The organism is Anaerococcus hydrogenalis, from assembly GCF_002871895.1.
Lineage (GTDB): Bacteria > Bacillota > Clostridia > Tissierellales > Peptoniphilaceae > Anaerococcus > Anaerococcus hydrogenalis.
On the sequence record NZ_PNHP01000002.1, the window covers coordinates 1 to 18,739 of the forward strand.

General features: G+C 28.6%; 18 protein-coding genes, 1 tRNA gene and 1 other RNA gene. 2 read left to right on the forward strand and 18 right to left on the reverse strand.

What is annotated here, in order from left to right:
• Positions 1-661, reverse strand: a 661-nt coding sequence (locus CJ192_RS02955) for a GTP-binding protein (protein ID WP_146001766.1), incomplete at its 3' end; no start/stop codon positions are given.
• Between the two features lie 136 nt (positions 662-797).
• Between CJ192_RS02955 and CJ192_RS02960 the strand changes: the two genes are divergently transcribed.
• Positions 798-873 (forward strand) — tRNA-Thr (locus CJ192_RS02960).
• 255 nt (positions 874-1,128) lie between these two features.
• Here the strand turns inward: CJ192_RS02960 and uraA are convergent.
• The 7 genes from uraA to CJ192_RS02995 form a co-directional block, all read right to left on the reverse strand.
• Positions 1,129-2,394, reverse strand: coding sequence for a uracil permease (gene uraA, locus CJ192_RS02965; RefSeq protein WP_102197714.1), 1,266 nt, complete (start codon positions 2,392-2,394; stop codon positions 1,129-1,131).
• Positions 2,395-2,546: 152 nt separating this feature from the next.
• Positions 2,547-2,723 (reverse strand): 4Fe-4S ferredoxin, encoded by a 177-nt coding sequence (locus CJ192_RS02970; RefSeq protein ID WP_004813856.1) that lies wholly within the window; start codon positions 2,721-2,723, stop codon positions 2,547-2,549.
• Between the two features lie 103 nt (positions 2,724-2,826).
• Entirely contained in the window at positions 2,827-3,645 is an 819-nt protein-coding gene (locus CJ192_RS02975; protein WP_102197715.1) for a PSP1 domain-containing protein, read from the reverse strand.
• Entirely contained in the window at positions 3,617-4,444 is an 828-nt protein-coding gene (locus CJ192_RS02980) for a DNA polymerase III delta subunit-related protein (RefSeq protein ID WP_102197716.1), read from the reverse strand. Before CJ192_RS02980 ends, CJ192_RS02975 begins: the two co-directional genes overlap by 29 nt.
• Before the next feature lies 1 nt (position 4,445).
• Positions 4,446-4,775 (reverse strand): cyclic-di-AMP receptor, encoded by a 330-nt coding sequence (locus tag CJ192_RS02985; RefSeq protein WP_004813861.1) that lies wholly within the window; start codon positions 4,773-4,775, stop codon positions 4,446-4,448.
• On the reverse strand, positions 4,772-5,401 hold the full coding sequence (gene tmk / locus CJ192_RS02990; RefSeq protein WP_102197717.1) for a dTMP kinase: 630 nt from the start codon (positions 5,399-5,401) through the stop codon (positions 4,772-4,774). Before tmk ends, CJ192_RS02985 begins: the two co-directional genes overlap by 4 nt.
• A gap of 95 nt (positions 5,402-5,496) precedes the next feature.
• Positions 5,497-6,141, reverse strand: a complete 645-nt coding sequence (locus tag CJ192_RS02995) for a 50S ribosomal protein L25 (RefSeq protein ID WP_102197718.1) — start codon at positions 6,139-6,141, stop codon at positions 5,497-5,499.
• Positions 6,142-6,295: 154 nt separating this feature from the next.
• Here CJ192_RS02995 and tpx point away from each other — a divergent pair, with 154 nt between their 5' ends.
• Entirely contained in the window at positions 6,296-6,808 is a 513-nt protein-coding gene (gene tpx / locus CJ192_RS03000) for a thiol peroxidase (RefSeq protein ID WP_004818296.1), read from the forward strand.
• Between the two features lie 100 nt (positions 6,809-6,908).
• Here tpx and CJ192_RS03005 read toward each other — a convergent pair whose 3' ends face one another.
• The 10 genes from CJ192_RS03005 to CJ192_RS03050 all read right to left on the reverse strand — a co-directional run bounded on the left by CJ192_RS03005 (position 6,909) and on the right by CJ192_RS03050 (position 18,725).
• Positions 6,909-7,535 (reverse strand): lipid II:glycine glycyltransferase FemX, encoded by a 627-nt coding sequence (locus CJ192_RS03005; protein ID WP_102197719.1) that lies wholly within the window; start codon positions 7,533-7,535, stop codon positions 6,909-6,911.
• Positions 7,536-7,553: 18 nt separating this feature from the next.
• Positions 7,554-8,765: a carboxylate--amine ligase gene (locus CJ192_RS03010; RefSeq protein WP_102197720.1), complete on the reverse strand. Its 1,212-nt coding sequence runs from the start codon at positions 8,763-8,765 to the stop codon at positions 7,554-7,556.
• 73 nt (positions 8,766-8,838) lie between these two features.
• Positions 8,839-9,633 (reverse strand): bifunctional 5,10-methylenetetrahydrofolate dehydrogenase/5,10-methenyltetrahydrofolate cyclohydrolase, encoded by a 795-nt coding sequence (locus CJ192_RS03015; RefSeq protein ID WP_102197721.1) that lies wholly within the window; start codon positions 9,631-9,633, stop codon positions 8,839-8,841.
• A gap of 48 nt (positions 9,634-9,681) precedes the next feature.
• Positions 9,682-11,442 (reverse strand): C40 family peptidase, encoded by a 1,761-nt coding sequence (locus tag CJ192_RS03020; RefSeq protein ID WP_102197722.1) that lies wholly within the window; start codon positions 11,440-11,442, stop codon positions 9,682-9,684.
• Positions 11,443-11,723: 281 nt separating this feature from the next.
• An RNA gene (rnpB, locus tag CJ192_RS03025) (RNase P RNA component class A) lies at positions 11,724-12,059 on the reverse strand.
• A 38-nt stretch (positions 12,060-12,097) separates the two neighbouring features.
• Entirely contained in the window at positions 12,098-12,865 is a 768-nt protein-coding gene (locus CJ192_RS03030; RefSeq protein ID WP_102197723.1) for a Nif3-like dinuclear metal center hexameric protein, read from the reverse strand.
• A complete protein-coding gene (locus tag CJ192_RS03035; protein WP_102197724.1) occupies positions 12,855-13,538 on the reverse strand; it encodes a tRNA (adenine(22)-N(1))-methyltransferase in 684 nt (227 codons plus the stop codon). Before CJ192_RS03035 ends, CJ192_RS03030 begins: the two co-directional genes overlap by 11 nt.
• On the reverse strand, positions 13,539-15,377 hold the full coding sequence (gene rpoD / locus CJ192_RS03040; RefSeq protein ID WP_102197725.1) for an RNA polymerase sigma factor RpoD: 1,839 nt from the start codon (positions 15,375-15,377) through the stop codon (positions 13,539-13,541).
• 25 nt (positions 15,378-15,402) lie between these two features.
• A complete protein-coding gene (gene dnaG, locus CJ192_RS03045) occupies positions 15,403-17,064 on the reverse strand; it encodes a DNA primase (protein ID WP_102197726.1) in 1,662 nt (553 codons plus the stop codon).
• 287 nt (positions 17,065-17,351) lie between these two features.
• Positions 17,352-18,725, reverse strand: a complete 1,374-nt coding sequence (locus CJ192_RS03050) for an aldehyde dehydrogenase family protein (RefSeq protein WP_102197727.1) — start codon at positions 18,723-18,725, stop codon at positions 17,352-17,354.
• Between the last annotated feature and the right edge of the window lie 14 nt (positions 18,726-18,739).

Below are 18,739 nucleotides of genomic sequence, written 5' to 3' on the forward strand. Positions count from 1 at the left end.
CGTCTTCTACTGGCATTAGGAATGGTTGGTCGTTATCTCTTTCTGGGATGTCGAAGTATTCGTCTACTTCATCCATTAATTGAAGGATTTTGTCTGACCATGGGCCTTCTCCACCTTCTTGTAGTGATTTTAATGCAGATCCTACTACTACTGGTGCATTGTCTCCGTCGAATTCATATTCTGATAGTAAGTCTCTTACTTCCATTTCTACTAATTCGATTAGTTCTGGATCGTCTACTTGGTCTTCTTTGTTTAAGAATACTGCTATTTTTGGTACTCCTACTTGTCTTGCTAGTAAGATGTGTTCTCTTGTTTGTGGCATTGGACCATCTGCAGCTGATACTACTATGATTGCTCCGTCCATTTGTGCTGCTCCTGTGATCATGTTTTTAACGTAGTCAGCGTGGCCTGGAGCGTCTATATGTGCGTAGTGTCTTTTTTCTGTTTCGTATTCTACTACTGATGTGTTGATTGTGATTCCACGTTCTCTTTCTTCTGGAGCTTTATCGATGTGTTCGTAATCTACGTATTCACCTGTTCCGTATTTTTTGTTTAGAGCTTGTGTGATTGCTGCTGTTGTTGTTGTTTTACCGTGGTCAACGTGTCCGATTGTACCAATATTAATATGTGGTTTACTTCTTTCAAATGTTTCTTTACTCATTATTTCCTCCTAAATATTATAAGATTACTATACCATAAATTTTATAAATTTACTACAATTACCAATATTATACCGTCTATTATGAATAATTAAAAATTATTTGCAAAATTATTATTAAGTAGTATACTATTTTTATGCCACTTTAGCTCAGTCGGTAGAGCGCATCCATGGTAAGGATGAGGTCCTCAGTTCGATCCTGGGAAGTGGCTCCATTTTTTTGCCCATTTTTATTTTTTAACTTTTACGATTAATCAATTTTTACAATTTTCTTATAATTAAGTATTATCGTAAATTATGGTATATCTTAAAAAAATTATATATATTTTTTTCACTTATTTTTATAATTAGTTATGGATTTTCTATATTATTTTTACTTATAAATTTTTCATTTTTATAATTTTTCAAGTATTTTTTTATATAATCTAAAATAAAAAAATCAAGCCATAATATAGCTTGATTTTAAAATTTTATTGGTTTATTAAATTTAATTTTTTTAGTAGGGTCATAAAGGCTGATAGTAATACTGCTACTACTGATGCTAGAACCATTCCTTGTAGTTGGATTGATCCGAATTTTACTGATAATCCTGAGAGGCCTGCTATAAATATTACTGATGTTAAGATTAAGTTTATTGATTTTGAGTAATCTACTTTTTGATCAACTAATAATCTTATTCCGCTTGTTCCTATCATTCCGTATAATAAGAAGGTCACTCCTCCTATTACATCTCCTGGTATTGTTTGAATTAGGGCTGCTAGCGGTCCAAAAAATGCCATTATTATTGAAATTACTGCTGCCATTCCTATTACTTGCACTGAATATACTCCAGTGATTGCCATTACTCCGATATTTTCTCCGTATGTTGTTGTTGGAACTCCTCCTACAAATCCTGAAAGTGCTGATGAGAAGTTATCTGCAAATATTGACCTGTGAAGACCTGGGTCTTTTAATAAATTTCTTCCTATTATGTTACTTGTTACTACTTGGTGAGATATATGTTCACTTGTTATTACAAGTATTACTGGAAGCATTGATAGAATTGCCTCTATTGAAAATTTTGGTGCTGAAAAATTTGGAAGGGTGAATAATTTTGCTTGTAAGACTGGTGTAAAGTCAACCATGTCAAAAAATATTGCGCTTATATATCCAACTACTATTGCTATAAGGATTGGAATTGTTGAGAAGAATCCTTTAAATGCTACAGATCCTATGATTGCTGTAAAAAGTGTGATTGCAAATACTATGTAATCTTTGTAATTTGCAGAATCTGTCATCAAGTTTGCTCCGATTGATCCACCTGTTACTGTATTTCCTGCAAGTTCAAATCCTATTAAGGCTACAACTGCCCCCATAGCTGCAGGTGGTAATACTACATCAATCCATCCTATACCAAATTTATAAATTATATAGGCTAATAAACATCCTATAAGTCCGACCACAATAAAAGCACCTTGAGCATATTGAAATCCTTGACTTGCAATAATAGCGGTTCCTGGTGCTAAAAATGCAAATGATGATCCCAAATAAGCAGGTGCTTTCTTTTTGGTAAATAATATAAATAATAATGTTCCTATACCATTCATAAATAGTACAATTCCTGGATTAATTTTAAATAAAATTGGAACTAAAACACTTGCTCCAAACATTGCAAATGTGTGTTGGATAGAAAGTGGTAACAACAATTTAAACGGTAACTTATCTTCTACATGGTAAATTTTTTTAGAATTTTTCATAATGCCTCCTTTTTTATACATCAAGAGATATATTAGCAAAAATTATATGTCTTGTCAATTAAAATTTATAAGAAAATTTTTAGATATATATTATTTTTTTGCAAAATAAAAGACCCAATAAATTGGGTCCTCGTCTTTTATATGTATATATTTTATTCTGCTGGTGAGATTGCTTCTACTGGACAAACAGCTGCACATGATCCACAATCGATGCATGCATCTTCGTCGATTTCGTAAGCTGCGTCTCCTTGTTCAATTGCTTGAACTGGACATTCACCTTCACATGATCCACATGATATACATGTATTTTCATCTATTCTATAAGCCATATTATTACCTCCTAATTTGTTATATTATTATTATAGTAGTTAAATTAGTTAATGTCAAATGATATTAAATATCAATTTTCCCTCTATTTTTTAGAAGACTTTGTTAACTATTTATTTGCTTAATATCTTTTGGACAATAAGATTTTTCGACTTCTGTATCATCTTCTTCAATTTTTACCCTAATCTTGCATTTTTCTTTTACATAATTATTTTCAACAACTACACCAATACCATCTTGGGTTTGAACTTTTTGGCCTACTTTTGGCATAGCCTTTTTGGCAATTTTATAATTTTCATTTTCATATGATAGGCAGCACATAAGCCTGCCGCATAAGCCAGATATTTTATTTGGATCGAGGGTAATATCTTGCTCCTTTGCCATTTTTATGGACAAGGGCTTAAAATCATCTAGAAATCTAGCACAACAACATTTTTGGCCACAAAGACCTACACTTGCCACTAATTTGGCATGGTCTCTTACTCCAATTTGCCTTAGCTCAATTCTATTTCTATAAATAGCCGCTAATTCTTTTACAAGTTTTCTAAAATCAACCCTATTATTTGATGAAAAATAAATCATCAATTTTTTTCTATCGAAAGTAAATTCAGCTTCTATAGCATGAAGATTTAGACCTAGTTTATCTGCTTTTTCCTGGCAAATTTTTACAGCCTCTTTGGCATCTATTTTATTTTTTTCATCTTCTTTTAGGTCATTTTTATTTGCTATTCTTATAATTGGACTTAATTCACGGTCAAATTCATCTTCACTTATTTCTTTTATAGGCGTTTTTACAGTTCCTATTTCAAGACATGAGTTTGAATTTACAATGACCTTATCATCAATTTGTAAATTAAAGTCTAATGGATTGAAATAATATATTTTTCCTGCTTTTTTAAAGCTTACTCCTACTACTTTCAACATTTATCCCCTCTCTATAGATAAAAAATACGAAATTTTCAATTGCCAAATCAAAATTTACGTTATTTTTAAATCCTTTTGTTATTTCTTCTGTTTTTCTTATAATCCTATCAATAGAATCAAAAGGTAATTTTTCTATCTTTTTCAAGTAAAATAATATTTTTTTATTTTCAATAGAAATTTCCCTATAATATTTTAATTTTATCAAATTATTGAAGAAATTTGAAATTTCCATAAAAAATTCTTCCTTATAATCTTTAGCCTTATTAAAAAAATCTTTGTTTTTATAATAAAAAGATAGGTTCCCAGAAATTATTTCACTTAAAATATTGGATAATTCTTCCCTATCAACAAATTCATTTTCTTTTTCACTTTTAAAACTTATAATTTGACATCTAGACCTAATAGTCTTTAAAAGACTAAAAGAATTATTAGTAGTAAAAATGATAAGTATATAGTCTTTTGCCTCTTCTATGCTTTTTAAAAGAGCATTTGAACCTTCATGGCTTAATCTTTCACTTTCATCTATTATATAAATTTTAATTTTCCCGTTACTGGGCCTAAGATACATATCGTTTATCAAGAGCCTAACAGTTTTTATACTTATATTTTTTTCCTTCTCATCCCTTTTTATTATCTCAAAATCGGAATTTTCAGATAGCCTTGTATCTAAACCATAAGATTCAAAAACTTTTTTAGAAAATTCCAGCGCCCTATCCAAATTATAGGTTGAATTTTTAGATTCAAAGATATAGGCACTGGATAGCCTCTTGTTTTCAATTTGATTTTCTAAAATCTCCATATTAAATTCTTATATATTGGTCAACATCTAAAATAAAAATAGTAGCTCCCCCAACATTTACATCTACAGGTGCGCTAGTGGCAAGTAGTGGTGAATCAGCTGTTGGATTTATAACTGATGATTGGGTTGTTCTTTTTTTACAATTATCTTCAATTATTTTTTTTACTTCTTCAAGATTTTCTTCTTCTATACCTATAAGTAAGGTTGTATTTCCCTCTCTCAAAAATCCACCAGTTGTTGCAAGTTTAGTAACCCTATATCTCTTTTCTGTTAGTGAGTCCATCAAAAAGTTTGCATCTGCATCTTGAACTATAGCAATTAAAAGTTTCATTTTTTCTCCTTTAAATAAGTCTTAATTACATCTAAACAATTATTAACAACTGTTTCTACATCTTTATTAGCATCTATTTGGATAATTTCATCCTTAAATTTTTTAGATAAGTCAATATAACCTTCATAGGTTTTTTTGTGAAAAGAATCATCTTCATTTTCCAATCGGTCAGAAACAAAGTTTTTCCTTTTTCTATCTATAGCAGTTTTGTAATCAATATTTAAAAACAAAGTTAAATCTGTTTTTATTTCTCCAATTGCAAAATCATTAATTTTTTTAACCTCATCAATTCCAAGCCCTCTCCCAATGCCTTGATAAAGCATAGAACTTAAAACAAACCTATCACAAAGGATGATAGATCCTTTTTCTAAAAGAGGCCTTAATTTTTCATCAATTAATTGGGCCCTACTTGCAGCATAAAGCAAAGCTTCACACCTTGCTGACATTTTTATATTGTCATTATCTAAAATAATTTCTCTAATTTTTTCTGAAATTTCCGTTCCACCTGGTTCTCTAAACTTATAAATATCATAACCATCACTTAAAAGTTTATCATAAACTTTTTCCAAGACAGTAGTTTTTCCAGAACCATCTGGACCTTCAAATACAATTAATAATCCATTCATGTCTATATTATACAATAAATTGTAAAAAGAATAAAATTTCAAAAATTTTAAAAATTTGTAAAAAAAAAGACCTTAACGGCCTTTGTTTCTTAGACTTATTCTTCGTCTTCTTTTTCTTCAGTTTCATCAACAGTTGGTACGTCAGCTGCAGATTCACTATCTTCTTCTTCAACAACAACTTCTTCTTGAGGTTCTTGAAGTGAGCATACAACTTCGTCATCTTCTAATAAGATATTGATATTTTCATCTTTAGCGATATCAAGATCAGCTACTGTGAAAGCATCACCAATTTGCATTTCTGTTACTACAACTTCTGCATATTGTGGAATATACATTGGTAAACATTCAACTTCAACTGTATCAATATTTTGAACTAACACTGATGGTTCAACCCTAATATCATCTCTTCCACTTAAGTAAACTGGAACTGTAACTCTGATAGCTTCTTTAGCATTAATTGCTTGGAAGTCTACATGGAAAAATTGAGATTTGAATGGGTGCATTTGATAATCTTTAATAAGTACTGGTACTTTTTCACCATCTAAATCTAAGTCAATAATTGTAGATGTACCTGCTTGAGATAATACCTTATCAAAATCTCTTGATGTAAATTGTACATTTATATTTTCTTTATCTTTACCATATACAACACCTGGTACAATAGCTTGTTGTCTAAGTTTATTAACTTGATTTTTTCCGACAGCTTCTCTTTTTTCTGATTTTAAAACTATATCTGCCATTGTTTCCTCCTTATATAATCTAACATTTCATACTGATTAATTATACCTTATTTCAAATGATTTGACAATGTTATTCTTCTTATTTGAAAAAAATTAATAAAATATAAAAAATGGGTATATAAATATAGAAAGAATTTTCATTTAGGAGGTATAAATGACAGAAAGAAAGAAAAAATTCGGTGAAGAAGAAATTACTGTAATTGGAGAAGAACTTAAAGTAGGAGATACAGCTCCAAACTTCAAAGCTATAAATAACGACTTATCAGAATATGATTTTTACAAAGAAGAAGAAGGAAAAATAAAAATATTATCAGTAGTTCCTTCACTTGATACATCAGTATGTGAAATTCAAACAACAAAATTCAACAAGGCTGCAGCTGATATAAGCCCTGATGTTTCAATTGTTACAATTTCAAATGACCTACCATTTGCTCAATCAAGATTTTGTTCAGCAAAGGGTATAGATCAAGTAAAAACTGTTTCTGATTATAATTATTTAGATTTTGCTGACAAATATGCAACTTTAATAAAAGAATTAAAATTACAAAATAGGTCAGTATTTGTAGTAGACAAAGATAATAAATTAGTTCATGTTGAATATCTTGAACAAAATACCGAACTACCAGACTACGAAGCTGCACTCGAAGCCGCTAAAAAATTAGTTTAATAAAATAAAATCTTTAAAATCACTAATAGCTAGAGAGATCTAGCTATTTTTTTGTGAAATTTTATATAAAAAAAAGAAAACCAAAAGTTTGCTTTTAGATTTATTTTTTTATTAAAAATTTTTCATAAAGGTCCCTATCATAAACAACATCAAGTTCTCCAATATATGCTGTATATTTATTTGGATGGCAGAAATGTTCTTTATACCTATAAAGACCATCTTTTTTATCAAGTGAAAATACCCCACCAAGGTCTAATGATTTGTATACATTTTTTACACCATACTTAATTTCTTCCCATAGCATATTATAATTTGGCATTTTGTTTCTTTTTTCATTAGAACTTGCAGCATACAAGTATGTTAGGCTATCTTTGTATGGTACTACAATAGATGAGCACAAAACTTCCCCCTCATAATATGATGAGAAAATTTTACATCCATAATTTTCAACAAGCCTTTTATGATATTCTTTTGGCCTATAAGTAATGCCTTGTCTTTTGACCATAATTTCAGTAAGTTGGTAAAAATCATCTAAAGTTTTTTCATTTGTTTCTATATTAGTTTCAATTCCAGCTTTAATAGATTTTCTAATATTATATCTTCCCTTACTAGAAAAATTTTCAAATATTTTTTCTTCATCACCAAGAGACAAGTCAATTATCATATTATATCTTGGTTGGGTAAAGCTATGGATAGGATCACAAACTGACCTAAAATCATAACCCATTTTTTATATATAATTTATCTATAAGTTTTTATTAAAGTATTTAGGATAGTACTTAAGGGTAGAAATTCTTCTTCTCATATAATGTAAATACCTTTTAAAATTTTTATCCTTATCATACCATGTTGTAAATACATACCCTTTTTTTAATAATTTTAAGGCTAATTCTTTATCTTTTTTATTTACGTACTTTTTTAATACAAGGGGATCTACATAAAGCCACAGTCCTCTTTCATGTTCAAAATAACATTCTTCATATCTTTTAAAAATCAGATCATCTACTATATATTTAAGAAAATTATTGCTAGTAGAATTCATGTAAAAAGATGACCTACCCTGCCTAATATTTATTTCAAAAACTTTATACTTTCCGTCTCTCTCATCGTATTTTAAGTCAAAATTTGCAAAACCCTTATATGAAATCTCTTCCAAAAATTTCTTGTATTGCTTATAAATTTTATCATTACCAAAAGTTGCCAAAGCATTATAGTTTCCTATATTTAAAGGTAAGACTTCATCCAATAGACATTTACCAAGGCTCATCATCCTAACTTTTGATTTCGAATCAACATAAGCATTTAAAACAACCATATTAGAGCTATCACCTGGTATAAAATCTTGAACAATCATTTCACCACAGTAACCAGCCTTGTAAATTTTATCTAGGGTTTTTATAAGTTCATCTTTATTATAAATTTTATAGGCTTTTCTCTTATCTTCAAAGTAAGTATTATAATAATTTATAGAATCATTAGCCTTCAAAGCAAGTGGATAAGAAAGTTTATCCTCAACCTTTTTTATATCTTTATCAGACTTACCTTCAATAATTACAGTATCAGGATAAGCTAAATTGTATTTTTCACAAATTTCATAGAAATCTTTCTTATTTTCTAATTTTTCCTGCATATATTTATCAACACAATTTATTAAAAAATAATCCTTTAACTTATCTTTATTATTAACAATCAAAGAAGTATATTCATCAGAACAAGGTATTAAAATAAGTTGATAATCTAAATATTTTTGTTTTATTTTTATTAATTCATCAACAAAAATATCATCTTCTTCAAAATTTTCCTTTATATGTACTTCACATATTTTAGAATCTCTTGTGTCTCTCAAAGGCCTTACACCCATGCATACTGACTTTATTCCATAAAGCTCATGAGCACTCCTAGCTAGTCCATAAGCATTTAAATCTGTGCCTAATATAACTATCTTAAATTTTTTCATATAAATCTGTCCTATATCCTAATCTATCTTTAATTACTTCAATATTTATACCATAAAGAAAAATATTTTAAATTTAACTATCAAATAGTAAGCTTTCTATTAGGGACAAGGTTGTAATTGACCCTACCCCATTTTTGCAAGTAACAATATCAATATTTAAGTTTTCTAAACTATCATAATCTATGTCTCCGTACATTTTCCCATCAACAAAACTTGTACCTGCATCTATTAAAATTTGACCATCTCTAAAATAGTCTGAATTATAAAAATTTGCTTTGCCTATAGCTGAAATAAATATATCAGCCCTTTTTATTTTTTCTTTTTGATTAATAGTCTTAGAATTAAATAAAGTAACTGTAGCTTTCTTATAATTTAAATACATAGATAGGGGCTTACCAATTACATTAGTAGAGTTTGCAATTATTATATCTTTTCCCTTTAAATCAATATCCATATAATCAATAAATTTAATGATAGACCTTGCTGTTTGTGGCAAATTTTTAAAATTTTTTCCCATTATCTTTCCTAGTGAATCATACCTAAATCCATCGAGGTCATAAAAAGGCATATTTTCTCTAAGATATGCTAGGTCTGTATTGATTGATAAGGGTTGTAAGATGATAAAACCACCTATATTTTTCAAATTATTACAGTAATTCACTATATCAAGATGATTTTTATTATCATCAAAATTGCCATCTACATATTCTATACCAAATTCACTACATCTTTTTAAAATAGCATTTTTATAACTTAAAACAGAAGGATTTTTCCCTTGAGAGATTATTAATAATTTTTTATTTTTCTTAGCTATATTTATTTTTTTTATTAATTTGTTTTTAATATCTTTTGAATTTATAATTTTCATTTTATCCACCTAAAAAACACCCCGAAGGGTGTTTTAAATTTATTTTACTTAAAATATTCTTCTTGCTCCAACGCATACAGATTGATACCAAGGATCATATACGTTTCCTGTAATAACCCCTGTACTTGGATTGGATGCGTGTACAAAGTTTCCACTAGAATCTGTTACTATTCCAACGTGATCAACTGATCCACCATATGAGAATAATAAAATATCTCCTGCTTGTAAACTTGATAAACTTACAGAGTATCCATTAGTTGCTTGCTGTTGACTAGTTCTAGATATATTTACACCTACTTGCCTATAAGCATATTGAACTAACCCTGAACAATCAAATCCACTTGGTGAAGTTCCACCCCATACATATGGAGTCCCTATAAATTGACTAGCAATATTTGCAGCAGCTTGTCCACTACCTGATGCTTGTGGAGCTGGTGCTTGTTGTTGTGTTTGAGCTACAGTTTTTTGAGCTGTTACAGTATTATTTTGTTGACTTCTTTCTTGGTTGTTTGAATTATTTTGAACAACTTCTTGTGGCTTAGCTACTTCAGAATCTGATAATAAATCAGCACTAATATAACCAGTTTGTCCATTATAATTAACTTTTAACCATCCGTTAGCTAATTGTCCGCTAACCTTATCCCCCATAGTGTAATTTCCTATTACATTGTTTGAAGTTGATGCCCCATTTCTTACATTAAGGGCAGCTGTGTTAACCCAACCTGTATAAGCTTGAGATTGAACTTTATTTTCTTGTTTTACGTTAGCTGTTCTGTTTTGTGCTTGTTGATTAGTAGTTTCTTTTTTACTTTCTTCTTTTTTCTCAACTACAGTTTTTTTAACTTCTGTATTTGAAAGAAAATCTGCTGAAATATAAGAAACTTTTCCATTGTTATTAATTTTTAACCAACCATTTTGAAGTGTTCCTGATACCTTGTCTCCCTTTGTAAGAGCTCCTATTATATTAGAATTTGAATTAGCATCACTTCTAACATTTAAAGCATCAGCATTTACCCAACCAGTATAGGATATTGCTTGATTTTCTTGAGCTTTTACTTCTTCAGTATCTTGAACCTTTTCTTCTTGGGCTTTTTTAGCTTCTTGTGCCTTTAATTCTTGAGATTTTTTAGCCTCTTCTTGAGCTTTTACTTCCTCAGCCTTTTTAGCCTCTTCTTTTGCTAAGATTTCTTCTGTATTTTGTTTTTTGGTATCTTCTATAAAATTATCAGCTAAAAATTCAAGTTTTATGTAACCCTTGTCTGTTTTTAACCAACCATCTTCAACTCTTCCGCTAACCTTATCGTTTTTGTTTAAAACATCTATTACATTGTTTTCTTGGTCTGATTTAGAAGATCTTATGTTTAAAGTATCAACTGCTACAAATTTTTCTACAACTGGGCTTTCTTGTAAAACTTTATCTACAGTTACTTCTTCATTTTTCTTATCTTCTTCTTTATTTGATTGTATTTTTTCATCTACAGCTTTTACTATAGCTTCTTCACTTGATGATTCAAAAAGTGTAGGATCTGCTAAATTTCTTGATTTAGATAATTTTGCATCTTTTTTATTATCTTTTTTGTCATTAGATTTTTCTGCAAATTTTGTATTGCTAACTTCATCAGCATAGTCTTTTTTTACTTTTTTTGCAGTTGATGCATATTCTTTATCAATATAAGATACATTACTATCTAATACTTTTTTTGATTGATCTTCTTTATCTAAATTATTGATTGTTGAAGCGTAAGCTGTTGCCCCGATAGTTACTGCAGCTAACACTCCTATTGTCGATCCTATATTTTTCTTACTCATTGTATCCTCCGTCTTTAAAATTAATTATTATATCTGTTATGAAATCTAGAATAATAATATATCTTTTTGACAAAAATGTCAATAATTAGTTACAAAAAAATTACACTTTTACCTTGTATTTTTATTTTTATTTATATATTTTACAAATTATTACCAATTTATATAAAATTGTATCTTTTATTTTTTATTAATCGTTACTTTTTTTAATTTTTTATTTTATTAGTTACAAAAAACCAAATAAAAAACTACCCTTAAATATTTAAGGATAGTTAATTTTCTTAATAAAGAGTAAATCTGTAAGCCGTGTTCTGTTAAAAATAATCATCTATCTAGGCTAATTGTCACCAATTAGCTCAAGCGAACTACCATACTGGACCGTTTCGAGTAGAAATCCTAATGTCCCTTTTGTTCTTGCACCGGATGGGGTTTACACAGCATAATTATCACTAATTATCTGGTGAGCTCTTACCTCACCGTTCCACCCTTACCAAAAAATTTGGCGGTATTCTTTCTTTTGCACTTGCCTGAAGGTCACCCTTACTAGACGTTATCTAGCATCCTTACTCTGTGGTGCACGGACTTTCCTCGTCATTTGACGCGATTATTCAATTTACTCCTTAATGTATTTTATCACTTATTTTTCTTTTGTAAAGATTTAAATAAAAAATCTATATGCTTTCTTTGGTGTATTTGTGTAAATTCTAGTTGCAAAATGATTATCTAATAATTTTTCTAACATATAAATTATATGGTTTTCGCTTGCAAAATGACCTGGATCTATTATTACTATATCTTTAGAGTTATCTATTGCCTCATGGTATTTTACATCGCTTGTAACAATTACATCACATTTTTTTTCAATAGCATCTTTTATAAAATCACTTCCAGCTCCCCCACAAAGGGCAACTTTTTTTATGATTTTTTCCTTATCTCCATATAAAATCAGGCCCTTACAAGCTAATTTTTCTTTTACAAATTCTGCAAATTCTTTTGCATTTTGCTCTTTAGTATAGCCTAATCTTGCCATAGGATGGTCATTTTTTGTATCCAAAAATTCAACTCTTTCAAGCTCTAAAACTTTTGCAAAATTATCATTTACACCACCTTTAGCTGTATCTAAATTTGTGTGCATAGCAAAAACACTTATATCATTTTTTATTAATTTTTCTATTTTTTTATTATAAGCATCGGATAAATCTATTGATTTTATTGGAGAAAATATAAAAGGATGGTGGTTAATAATTAAATTACATGAATTTTCTATGGCGCTTTCTATAGCTTCATCTGTTAAATCCAAAGAAATCATTATATCTTTTAGGTCATTTTCAACATTTCCTATTTGTAAACCAGAATTATCCCACTCTTCTTGTAAATCTAGTGGAAATTTGTCTTCTAAAAATTTTATTACCTCTTTAATTTTCATGATTTCTAACCTCCTTTATTGCTTCAAGTCTTTCATTTATTAAATCAAGACCTTCTTTATCTTTAGAATATTTTTCTATATTTTCTTTAAATCTTATATTTTTCTTATAAATTTGGTCAATTCTTTTCATTACAAGGGGATTTTTTTCATGGTATATAAATTTACCAAAATAAATTTCTCCAAGGCTTAATTTTCTGTCTTTTCCATTTCTAAACCTAATTATGTCATAATGTTTTCTGCCATCTTTTATAAGAAAATCTTTATCTATATAAAAATCATTTTCATTTAAAAACTTTCTAAGTTTTTCATTTCCAATATTTCCTTCACAGATTACATAATCAAGTTTTCTTACCTTTTCTATATTTTTGGTCAAAATTTCAATTATAGTAATAGCTCCCATTCCTGCAATTACAGCAATTTGATTTTCTTTTATTTCTACCTTATCTAGCCCATCACATACTTTGGTTCTTATTGTGTTTTCTAAATTTTTATCAATCTTATCTTCTAGTTTTTTAAGGCTTTTGGCAGATATATCTGTAGCTAATATATCTTTTGATATATTATTTTTTGCTAAATATAAAGGGACTAATCCATGATCAGTCCCAATATCTATTACCCTTTTTCCTTCTTCGACTAGATTTGCAATTTTTTCTAATCTTTTAGTAATTTTCATTTATAAAAAGTCTTTCAATAATTCACTCTTATTAGGCGATTTTAATTTTCTTAATGCCTTTGCTTCTATTTGTCTAATTCTTTCACGTGTTACATCAAATTCTTTTCCAACTTCTTCAAGAGTTCTTGGAGTTCCATCAATCAAACCAAACCTTAATTGTAAAACTCTTTTTTCTCTTGCACCAAGGCAAGATAAAACATCATTTAATTGGTCTCTAAGCATAGAATAATTTGCTGCATCATCTGGATTTATAGCTGTATCATCCTCTATGAAATCTCCCAAATGGCTATCTTCTTCTTCACCAATCGGTGTTTCCAAACTTACTGGCTCTTGGGCAATTTTTCTTATTTCTTGAACTTTTTCAACTTCAATTCCCATTTGTTCTGCAATTTCTTCATTTGATGGATCACGGCCTAAATCTTGAACTAATTGTCTTTGAATCCTGACTAATTTATTTATAGTTTCAACCATGTGAACAGGAATCCTAATTGTTCTTGCTTGGTCTGCTATTGCTCTTGTAATAGCTTGTCTTATCCACCAAGTTGCATAGGTTGAAAACTTAAATCCTCTATTATAGTCGTATTTATCTACTGCCTTCATAAGACCCATATTTCCTTCTTGAATTAAATCCAAAAAGCTCATTCCGCGTCCCACATATTTTTTTGCAATTGAAACTACAAGTCTTAGGTTCGTTTCAGCAAGTTTTTGCTTTGCTCTATTTGCATCGAATATAGCCCTATTTAATCTTTTTACATCATCAGCATCAAATCCTTGGTCTTCAAAAATTTTCTTGCAAAGCTCTTTAGTTTTTTCAAATCTTTCCAAATCTTTTATAGTTGATTCTGATAAGGGTCTTTTTTCTGAAACTTGTTTAGCCTTGTTTGCAAAATTCATTAAATCATTTATCAAAAGTCTATCATTTGTTTTAAATATTTCATCCTCAGCTCCTTTTTTATAAAGGTCTGAAAATGCTAAATAAATTAACGATACAATATCATCTGATTCTTCAGATGAAACAAGTTTTCCAAAATTATCAAACAAATCACACAAGATATTAGCTTCTTTTTCGCTTAATTCTTTATCAGAAATAGATTTTTGAGCAATATTACAAATTAAAATTTTAGATTTTATAGCTTCTAATTGCTCATCAGTCAATTCTTGATTTAACATATTTTCAAATTGATTTCCAATTTCTATCAATGAATTAAGATTTGTTTGTATTTCTTCATCTATCTCCTTATTTTCAAGAATCATCTTATTAGCGCGTAATATAGTTATGGAAATATCACCATAAAAAATATCAAGGGCAAGCTTCATCTTGTTTTGCTTGGTTAATTTTCTTCCATTTTTGCTTCTTAAAGCAATATCTCCAAGCTCCATTTTCTTAGCTAAAAATATTTCCTCGTGAGCATCTAAAAGTTTAACTTTTCCAATTTCTTTTAGATACATTTTTACAGGGTCATCCAACTTTATACCAGTGATAGTTTCTTCTTGAACAATTCTTCTTTCAACTTTTTGCTTTTTAGATACTTTTTTCATATGATCTTCAAGCTTTTCATCAGAAAAATCTTCGTCTTCATCGTCAATATCATCAATTATTTCATCATCGTCTTCTTCATCCAAGACAGTTCTTTCTTCTTCAACGATTTCTATTCCATTAGATATAATTTGGCCTATAACATATTTTTTGCTTTCATCTTCCATTTCTTTAAAAGTCTCAAATGTGTAAACTTGCTTATAAGTTACAATACCATCTTGAGATTCACTAATAGATTTAAACTCATCTATTATTTCTTTTAGAAGATCATCTTCTAGCATTTTCTCGTTATCACTAGTCATAAGTCTCCCCTCCACCTTGAAGTGATTAGTCTCTATTTCTTAACTTTTTTAATAATTTCCTTCTATTTTCTAAATTTATCTTATCTTTTAACTCATTAGCTACAATTTTGTTAGACTTATCCTTTATATAGTCAATTATAAATTGATCCTCGTTTGTAAAATTTTCACTAATTTTTTCCATACCATTATTTTCTATATATGCTTTAATTTTTAATATATTTTCATCGACTAAAACTTGGTCAAAGAAATCTTCAAATTCTTTATAATCATCCCTTTGATTTAAATATAATCTTAAAGTTTCAAGTTCATTTATAGGTATAGAATATTTTTTTCTTTCTAAAAGTACACTTTGATTTTTATTATTTTTTTTAAATGAACTTTCATCAGAAAACTTCTTATTAAAAGTCTTTTTGTAGTTATCATTATACTTTAAGACAGATTCTTTTAAAGTAGATTTGTCTATATCAAAAAGTTTACTTACATTATTAACAAAAATTTCTCTTGTAAGATCCGACTTAATCGAAGCTAAAAATTCTATAAATAAATTTAATTTTTCAAATTTTTCATTTTCTTTACTTGATGCATATATATCAAGAATCTTATTATACTTGTAATTATAAACATCACTAGCTTCATCCATTTTTTTAATAAAGGCATCCCTACCATATTTTTTTACAAAATCATCAGGATCAAGACCCTTTTCAAGGCTAATAATATTGGGCTTTATTCCCTCATCTAAAAGTATTTCAATGGCCCTATCTGTAGCTTTTATTCCAGCATTATCCTCGTCATAACAAATAAATACATTTTTTGCATATCTTTTTAATAACTTAGCCTGATCGTTTGTGAGACTAGTTCCAAGGCTTGCAACAGCCTGATCTATTCCTTGATTATTTAAACCAATTACATCCATATAACCTTCGACCAAGATAATATCTTTATTAGATTGCTTTTTAAAAATATTTAAGCCATATAAGTTATATCTTTTTTTAAAAACTTCACTTTCTGGAGAATTTAAATATTTGGGCATAGTAGAATCAATACTTCTACCACCAAAACCAATAACTTTACCATAATGATTAATAATTGGAAAAATCAACCTATTTCTATACTTATCATAGTATTTTCCATTTTGGGATTTTTTAATTAAACCAAGATTTTCAATATCATCTAAAAGATAATCTTTTTCTTTAACATAAGATAGTAAATCATCCCAGGAATTTTTTGCAAAGCCAAGCATAAAAGTATTTACTATATTTGACCTAAACCCTCTGTTTTTTAAATAAATTTGTCCAGCCTTATCAGTCAGTAAATTTTTATAAAAATACATCATTATATCTTTGTTGATATCATATAGCCTATTTAATCTCTTATTTTCCCTACTAGATTTTGAATCATCTATTTTAATACCTGCCTTACTAGCCAAATATTTCATAGAATCAATATAAGAAAGACCTTCTTTGTGCATAATAAAAGAAACAACATCACCGCCTTCGCCACAGCCAAAGCAATGAAATAATTGTTTCTTGTCATCAACCGTAAAAGATGGTGTCTTCTCATTATGAAAAGGACACAAACCCTTATAGGAATTACCAGATTTTTTCAAATCTACATAATCACCAATAATCGCCACAATATCTGAATTTTCTAAAATCTCATTTTTTTTATCATCAGATATAAAAACCATTAAACCACCCCTTGATTATAGGAAATATTATACTTTTATATTTTTTTTCTTCAATAAATTAAAATAAAAAGAAAAAAGTCCTAAAAACTTAGGACTCAGGCTATTGAAAAACTAAAAAAATATCCATTTCGACTGAATGCAGTGAGCGTAGAAATCTCGTGAGATCTCTCCGTGCGTTCGTTTCACTCACTTAGTCGAGATGGTATATAGCTTAATTTTTATTTTTAAATAAAATAATGATCTACATTCATACTTTGTCTACACTCTGAATCCTAAAAACTTAGGACTTACTTAAAAATTTTTTTAATTATTTTTTCTTGAACTCTTGAATAAGGAGGATATTTTATATTTACATCAATATTATTGGACCTTATCATAATAGATTTTCTATTTGAAAAATTCATAAAACCAAATTTCCCGTGGTATCCGCCACTTCCACTTTCTCCAACACCACCAAATTCTAAATTAGGATTTGATAAATGCATAATAGTATCATTGATACAAACACCACCAGATGATAAATCATAAGTTAATCTATCAATATGGTCTTTATCCTCACTAAAAATATACATTGCCAAAGGTTTATCCATAAATTTTAATTTATTTATTAGCTTAAAGATATCATCATATTCAATTACTGGAAGAATCGGGCCAAAAATCTCCTCTTTCATAATTTTATTTGAAAAATCTACATTATTAATAATAGTAGGCTCTATCTTTAAAGTTTTTGAATTATAAAGGCCACCCGTATAAATATCTTGACCTTCCATCAAAGAAACTAACCTATCCAAAGCTTTTTTATCAATTATTCTTGGATAATCAGGATTGTCAATCGCCCTATCACCAAAAAATTCAAAAATCATTTCTTTCATAAGCCTTAAAAGTTTATCTTTTACATCCTTGTGCACTAATAGATAATCTGGAGCTACGCAAGTTTGTCCACTATTTAAAAGTTTTCCCCATATAATTCTTTTTGCTGCAAATTTTAAATTTGCACTTTCATCAACTATACAAGGAGATTTTCCTCCAAGCTCCAAGGTAACTTTAGTCAAATTTTTGCTTGCTTTTTCCATGATTTCTCTTCCAACTTTTGAAGATCCTGTGAAAAATATGTGGTCATACTTATAAGATAATAGTTCTTCATGACTTACCTTTTCATTATCTACACAATAAATAAAAGACCTATCAAAATTTTCATCTAATAATTTTTTTATAATTTTTGATGTATAAACAGCCTTTCTTGAAGTTTTTAAAATTATAGTATTTCCACTTGAAATTGCATTAACTATTGGATCTATAGCAAGTAAAAATGGATAATTCCATGGAGATATTACTAAAGTTATCCCCAAAGGTTCATATCTAGTAAATGATTTTGCGGGAGCTGCCTCTATGTTGGTAATCTCTCTTGTATCTTTCATCCAATATGATAAATTTTTTAAGGCAAAGTCTATTTCCCCATATACATTTGCAATTTCTGAAATATATGACTCAGTAGTAGACTTATTAAGATCCATCTTTAGGGCATATAAAATATCTTCCCTATATTTTTTTATTGAATTTTTTAATTTTATCAGAGCCTTTTTTCTAAAATCTTCTGTATTTGTTCTTCCTGTTCTAAAAAATATATTTTGTTCATCGATAACTTTTTTTAATTCACTCATAAAAAACCTCTCTT

Bases quoted from the DNA above. Each gene is read 5' to 3' on its own strand.
- CJ192_RS03010 (WP_102197720.1), bottom strand. From the start codon at position 8,765: ATGAAAAAATTTAAGATAGTTATATTAGGCACAGATTTAAATGCTTAT.
- CJ192_RS02985 (WP_004813861.1), bottom strand. From the start codon at position 4,775: ATGAAACTTTTAATTGCTATAGTTCAAGATGCAGATGCAAACTTTTTG.
- CJ192_RS02980 (WP_102197716.1), bottom strand. From the start codon at position 4,444: ATGGAGATTTTAGAAAATCAAATTGAAAACAAGAGGCTATCCAGTGCC.
- CJ192_RS03050 (WP_102197727.1), bottom strand. From the start codon at position 18,725: ATGAGTGAATTAAAAAAAGTTATCGATGAACAAAATATATTTTTTAGA.
- CJ192_RS03015 (WP_102197721.1), bottom strand. From the start codon at position 9,633: ATGAAAATTATAAATTCAAAAGATATTAAAAACAAATTAATAAAAAAA.
- CJ192_RS03035 (WP_102197724.1), bottom strand. From the start codon at position 13,538: ATGAAAATTACTAAAAGATTAGAAAAAATTGCAAATCTAGTCGAAGAA.
- CJ192_RS02995 (WP_102197718.1), bottom strand. From the start codon at position 6,141: ATGGCAGATATAGTTTTAAAATCAGAAAAAAGAGAAGCTGTCGGAAAA.
- uraA (WP_102197714.1), bottom strand. From the start codon at position 2,394: ATGAAAAATTCTAAAAAAATTTACCATGTAGAAGATAAGTTACCGTTT.
- CJ192_RS03030 (WP_102197723.1), bottom strand. From the start codon at position 12,865: ATGAAAATTAAAGAGGTAATAAAATTTTTAGAAGACAAATTTCCACTA.
- CJ192_RS02970 (WP_004813856.1), bottom strand. From the start codon at position 2,723: ATGGCTTATAGAATAGATGAAAATACATGTATATCATGTGGATCATGT.
- tmk (WP_102197717.1), bottom strand. From the start codon at position 5,401: ATGAATGGATTATTAATTGTATTTGAAGGTCCAGATGGTTCTGGAAAA.
- CJ192_RS03005 (WP_102197719.1), bottom strand. From the start codon at position 7,535: ATGGGTTATGATTTTAGGTCAGTTTGTGATCCTATCCATAGCTTTACC.
- CJ192_RS03020 (WP_102197722.1), bottom strand. From the start codon at position 11,442: ATGAGTAAGAAAAATATAGGATCGACAATAGGAGTGTTAGCTGCAGTA.
- dnaG (WP_102197726.1), bottom strand. From the start codon at position 17,064: ATGGTTTTTATATCTGATGATAAAAAAAATGAGATTTTAGAAAATTCA.
- CJ192_RS02975 (WP_102197715.1), bottom strand. From the start codon at position 3,645: ATGTTGAAAGTAGTAGGAGTAAGCTTTAAAAAAGCAGGAAAAATATAT.
- rpoD (WP_102197725.1), bottom strand. From the start codon at position 15,377: ATGACTAGTGATAACGAGAAAATGCTAGAAGATGATCTTCTAAAAGAA.
- tpx (WP_004818296.1), top strand. From the start codon at position 6,296: ATGACAGAAAGAAAGAAAAAATTCGGTGAAGAAGAAATTACTGTAATT.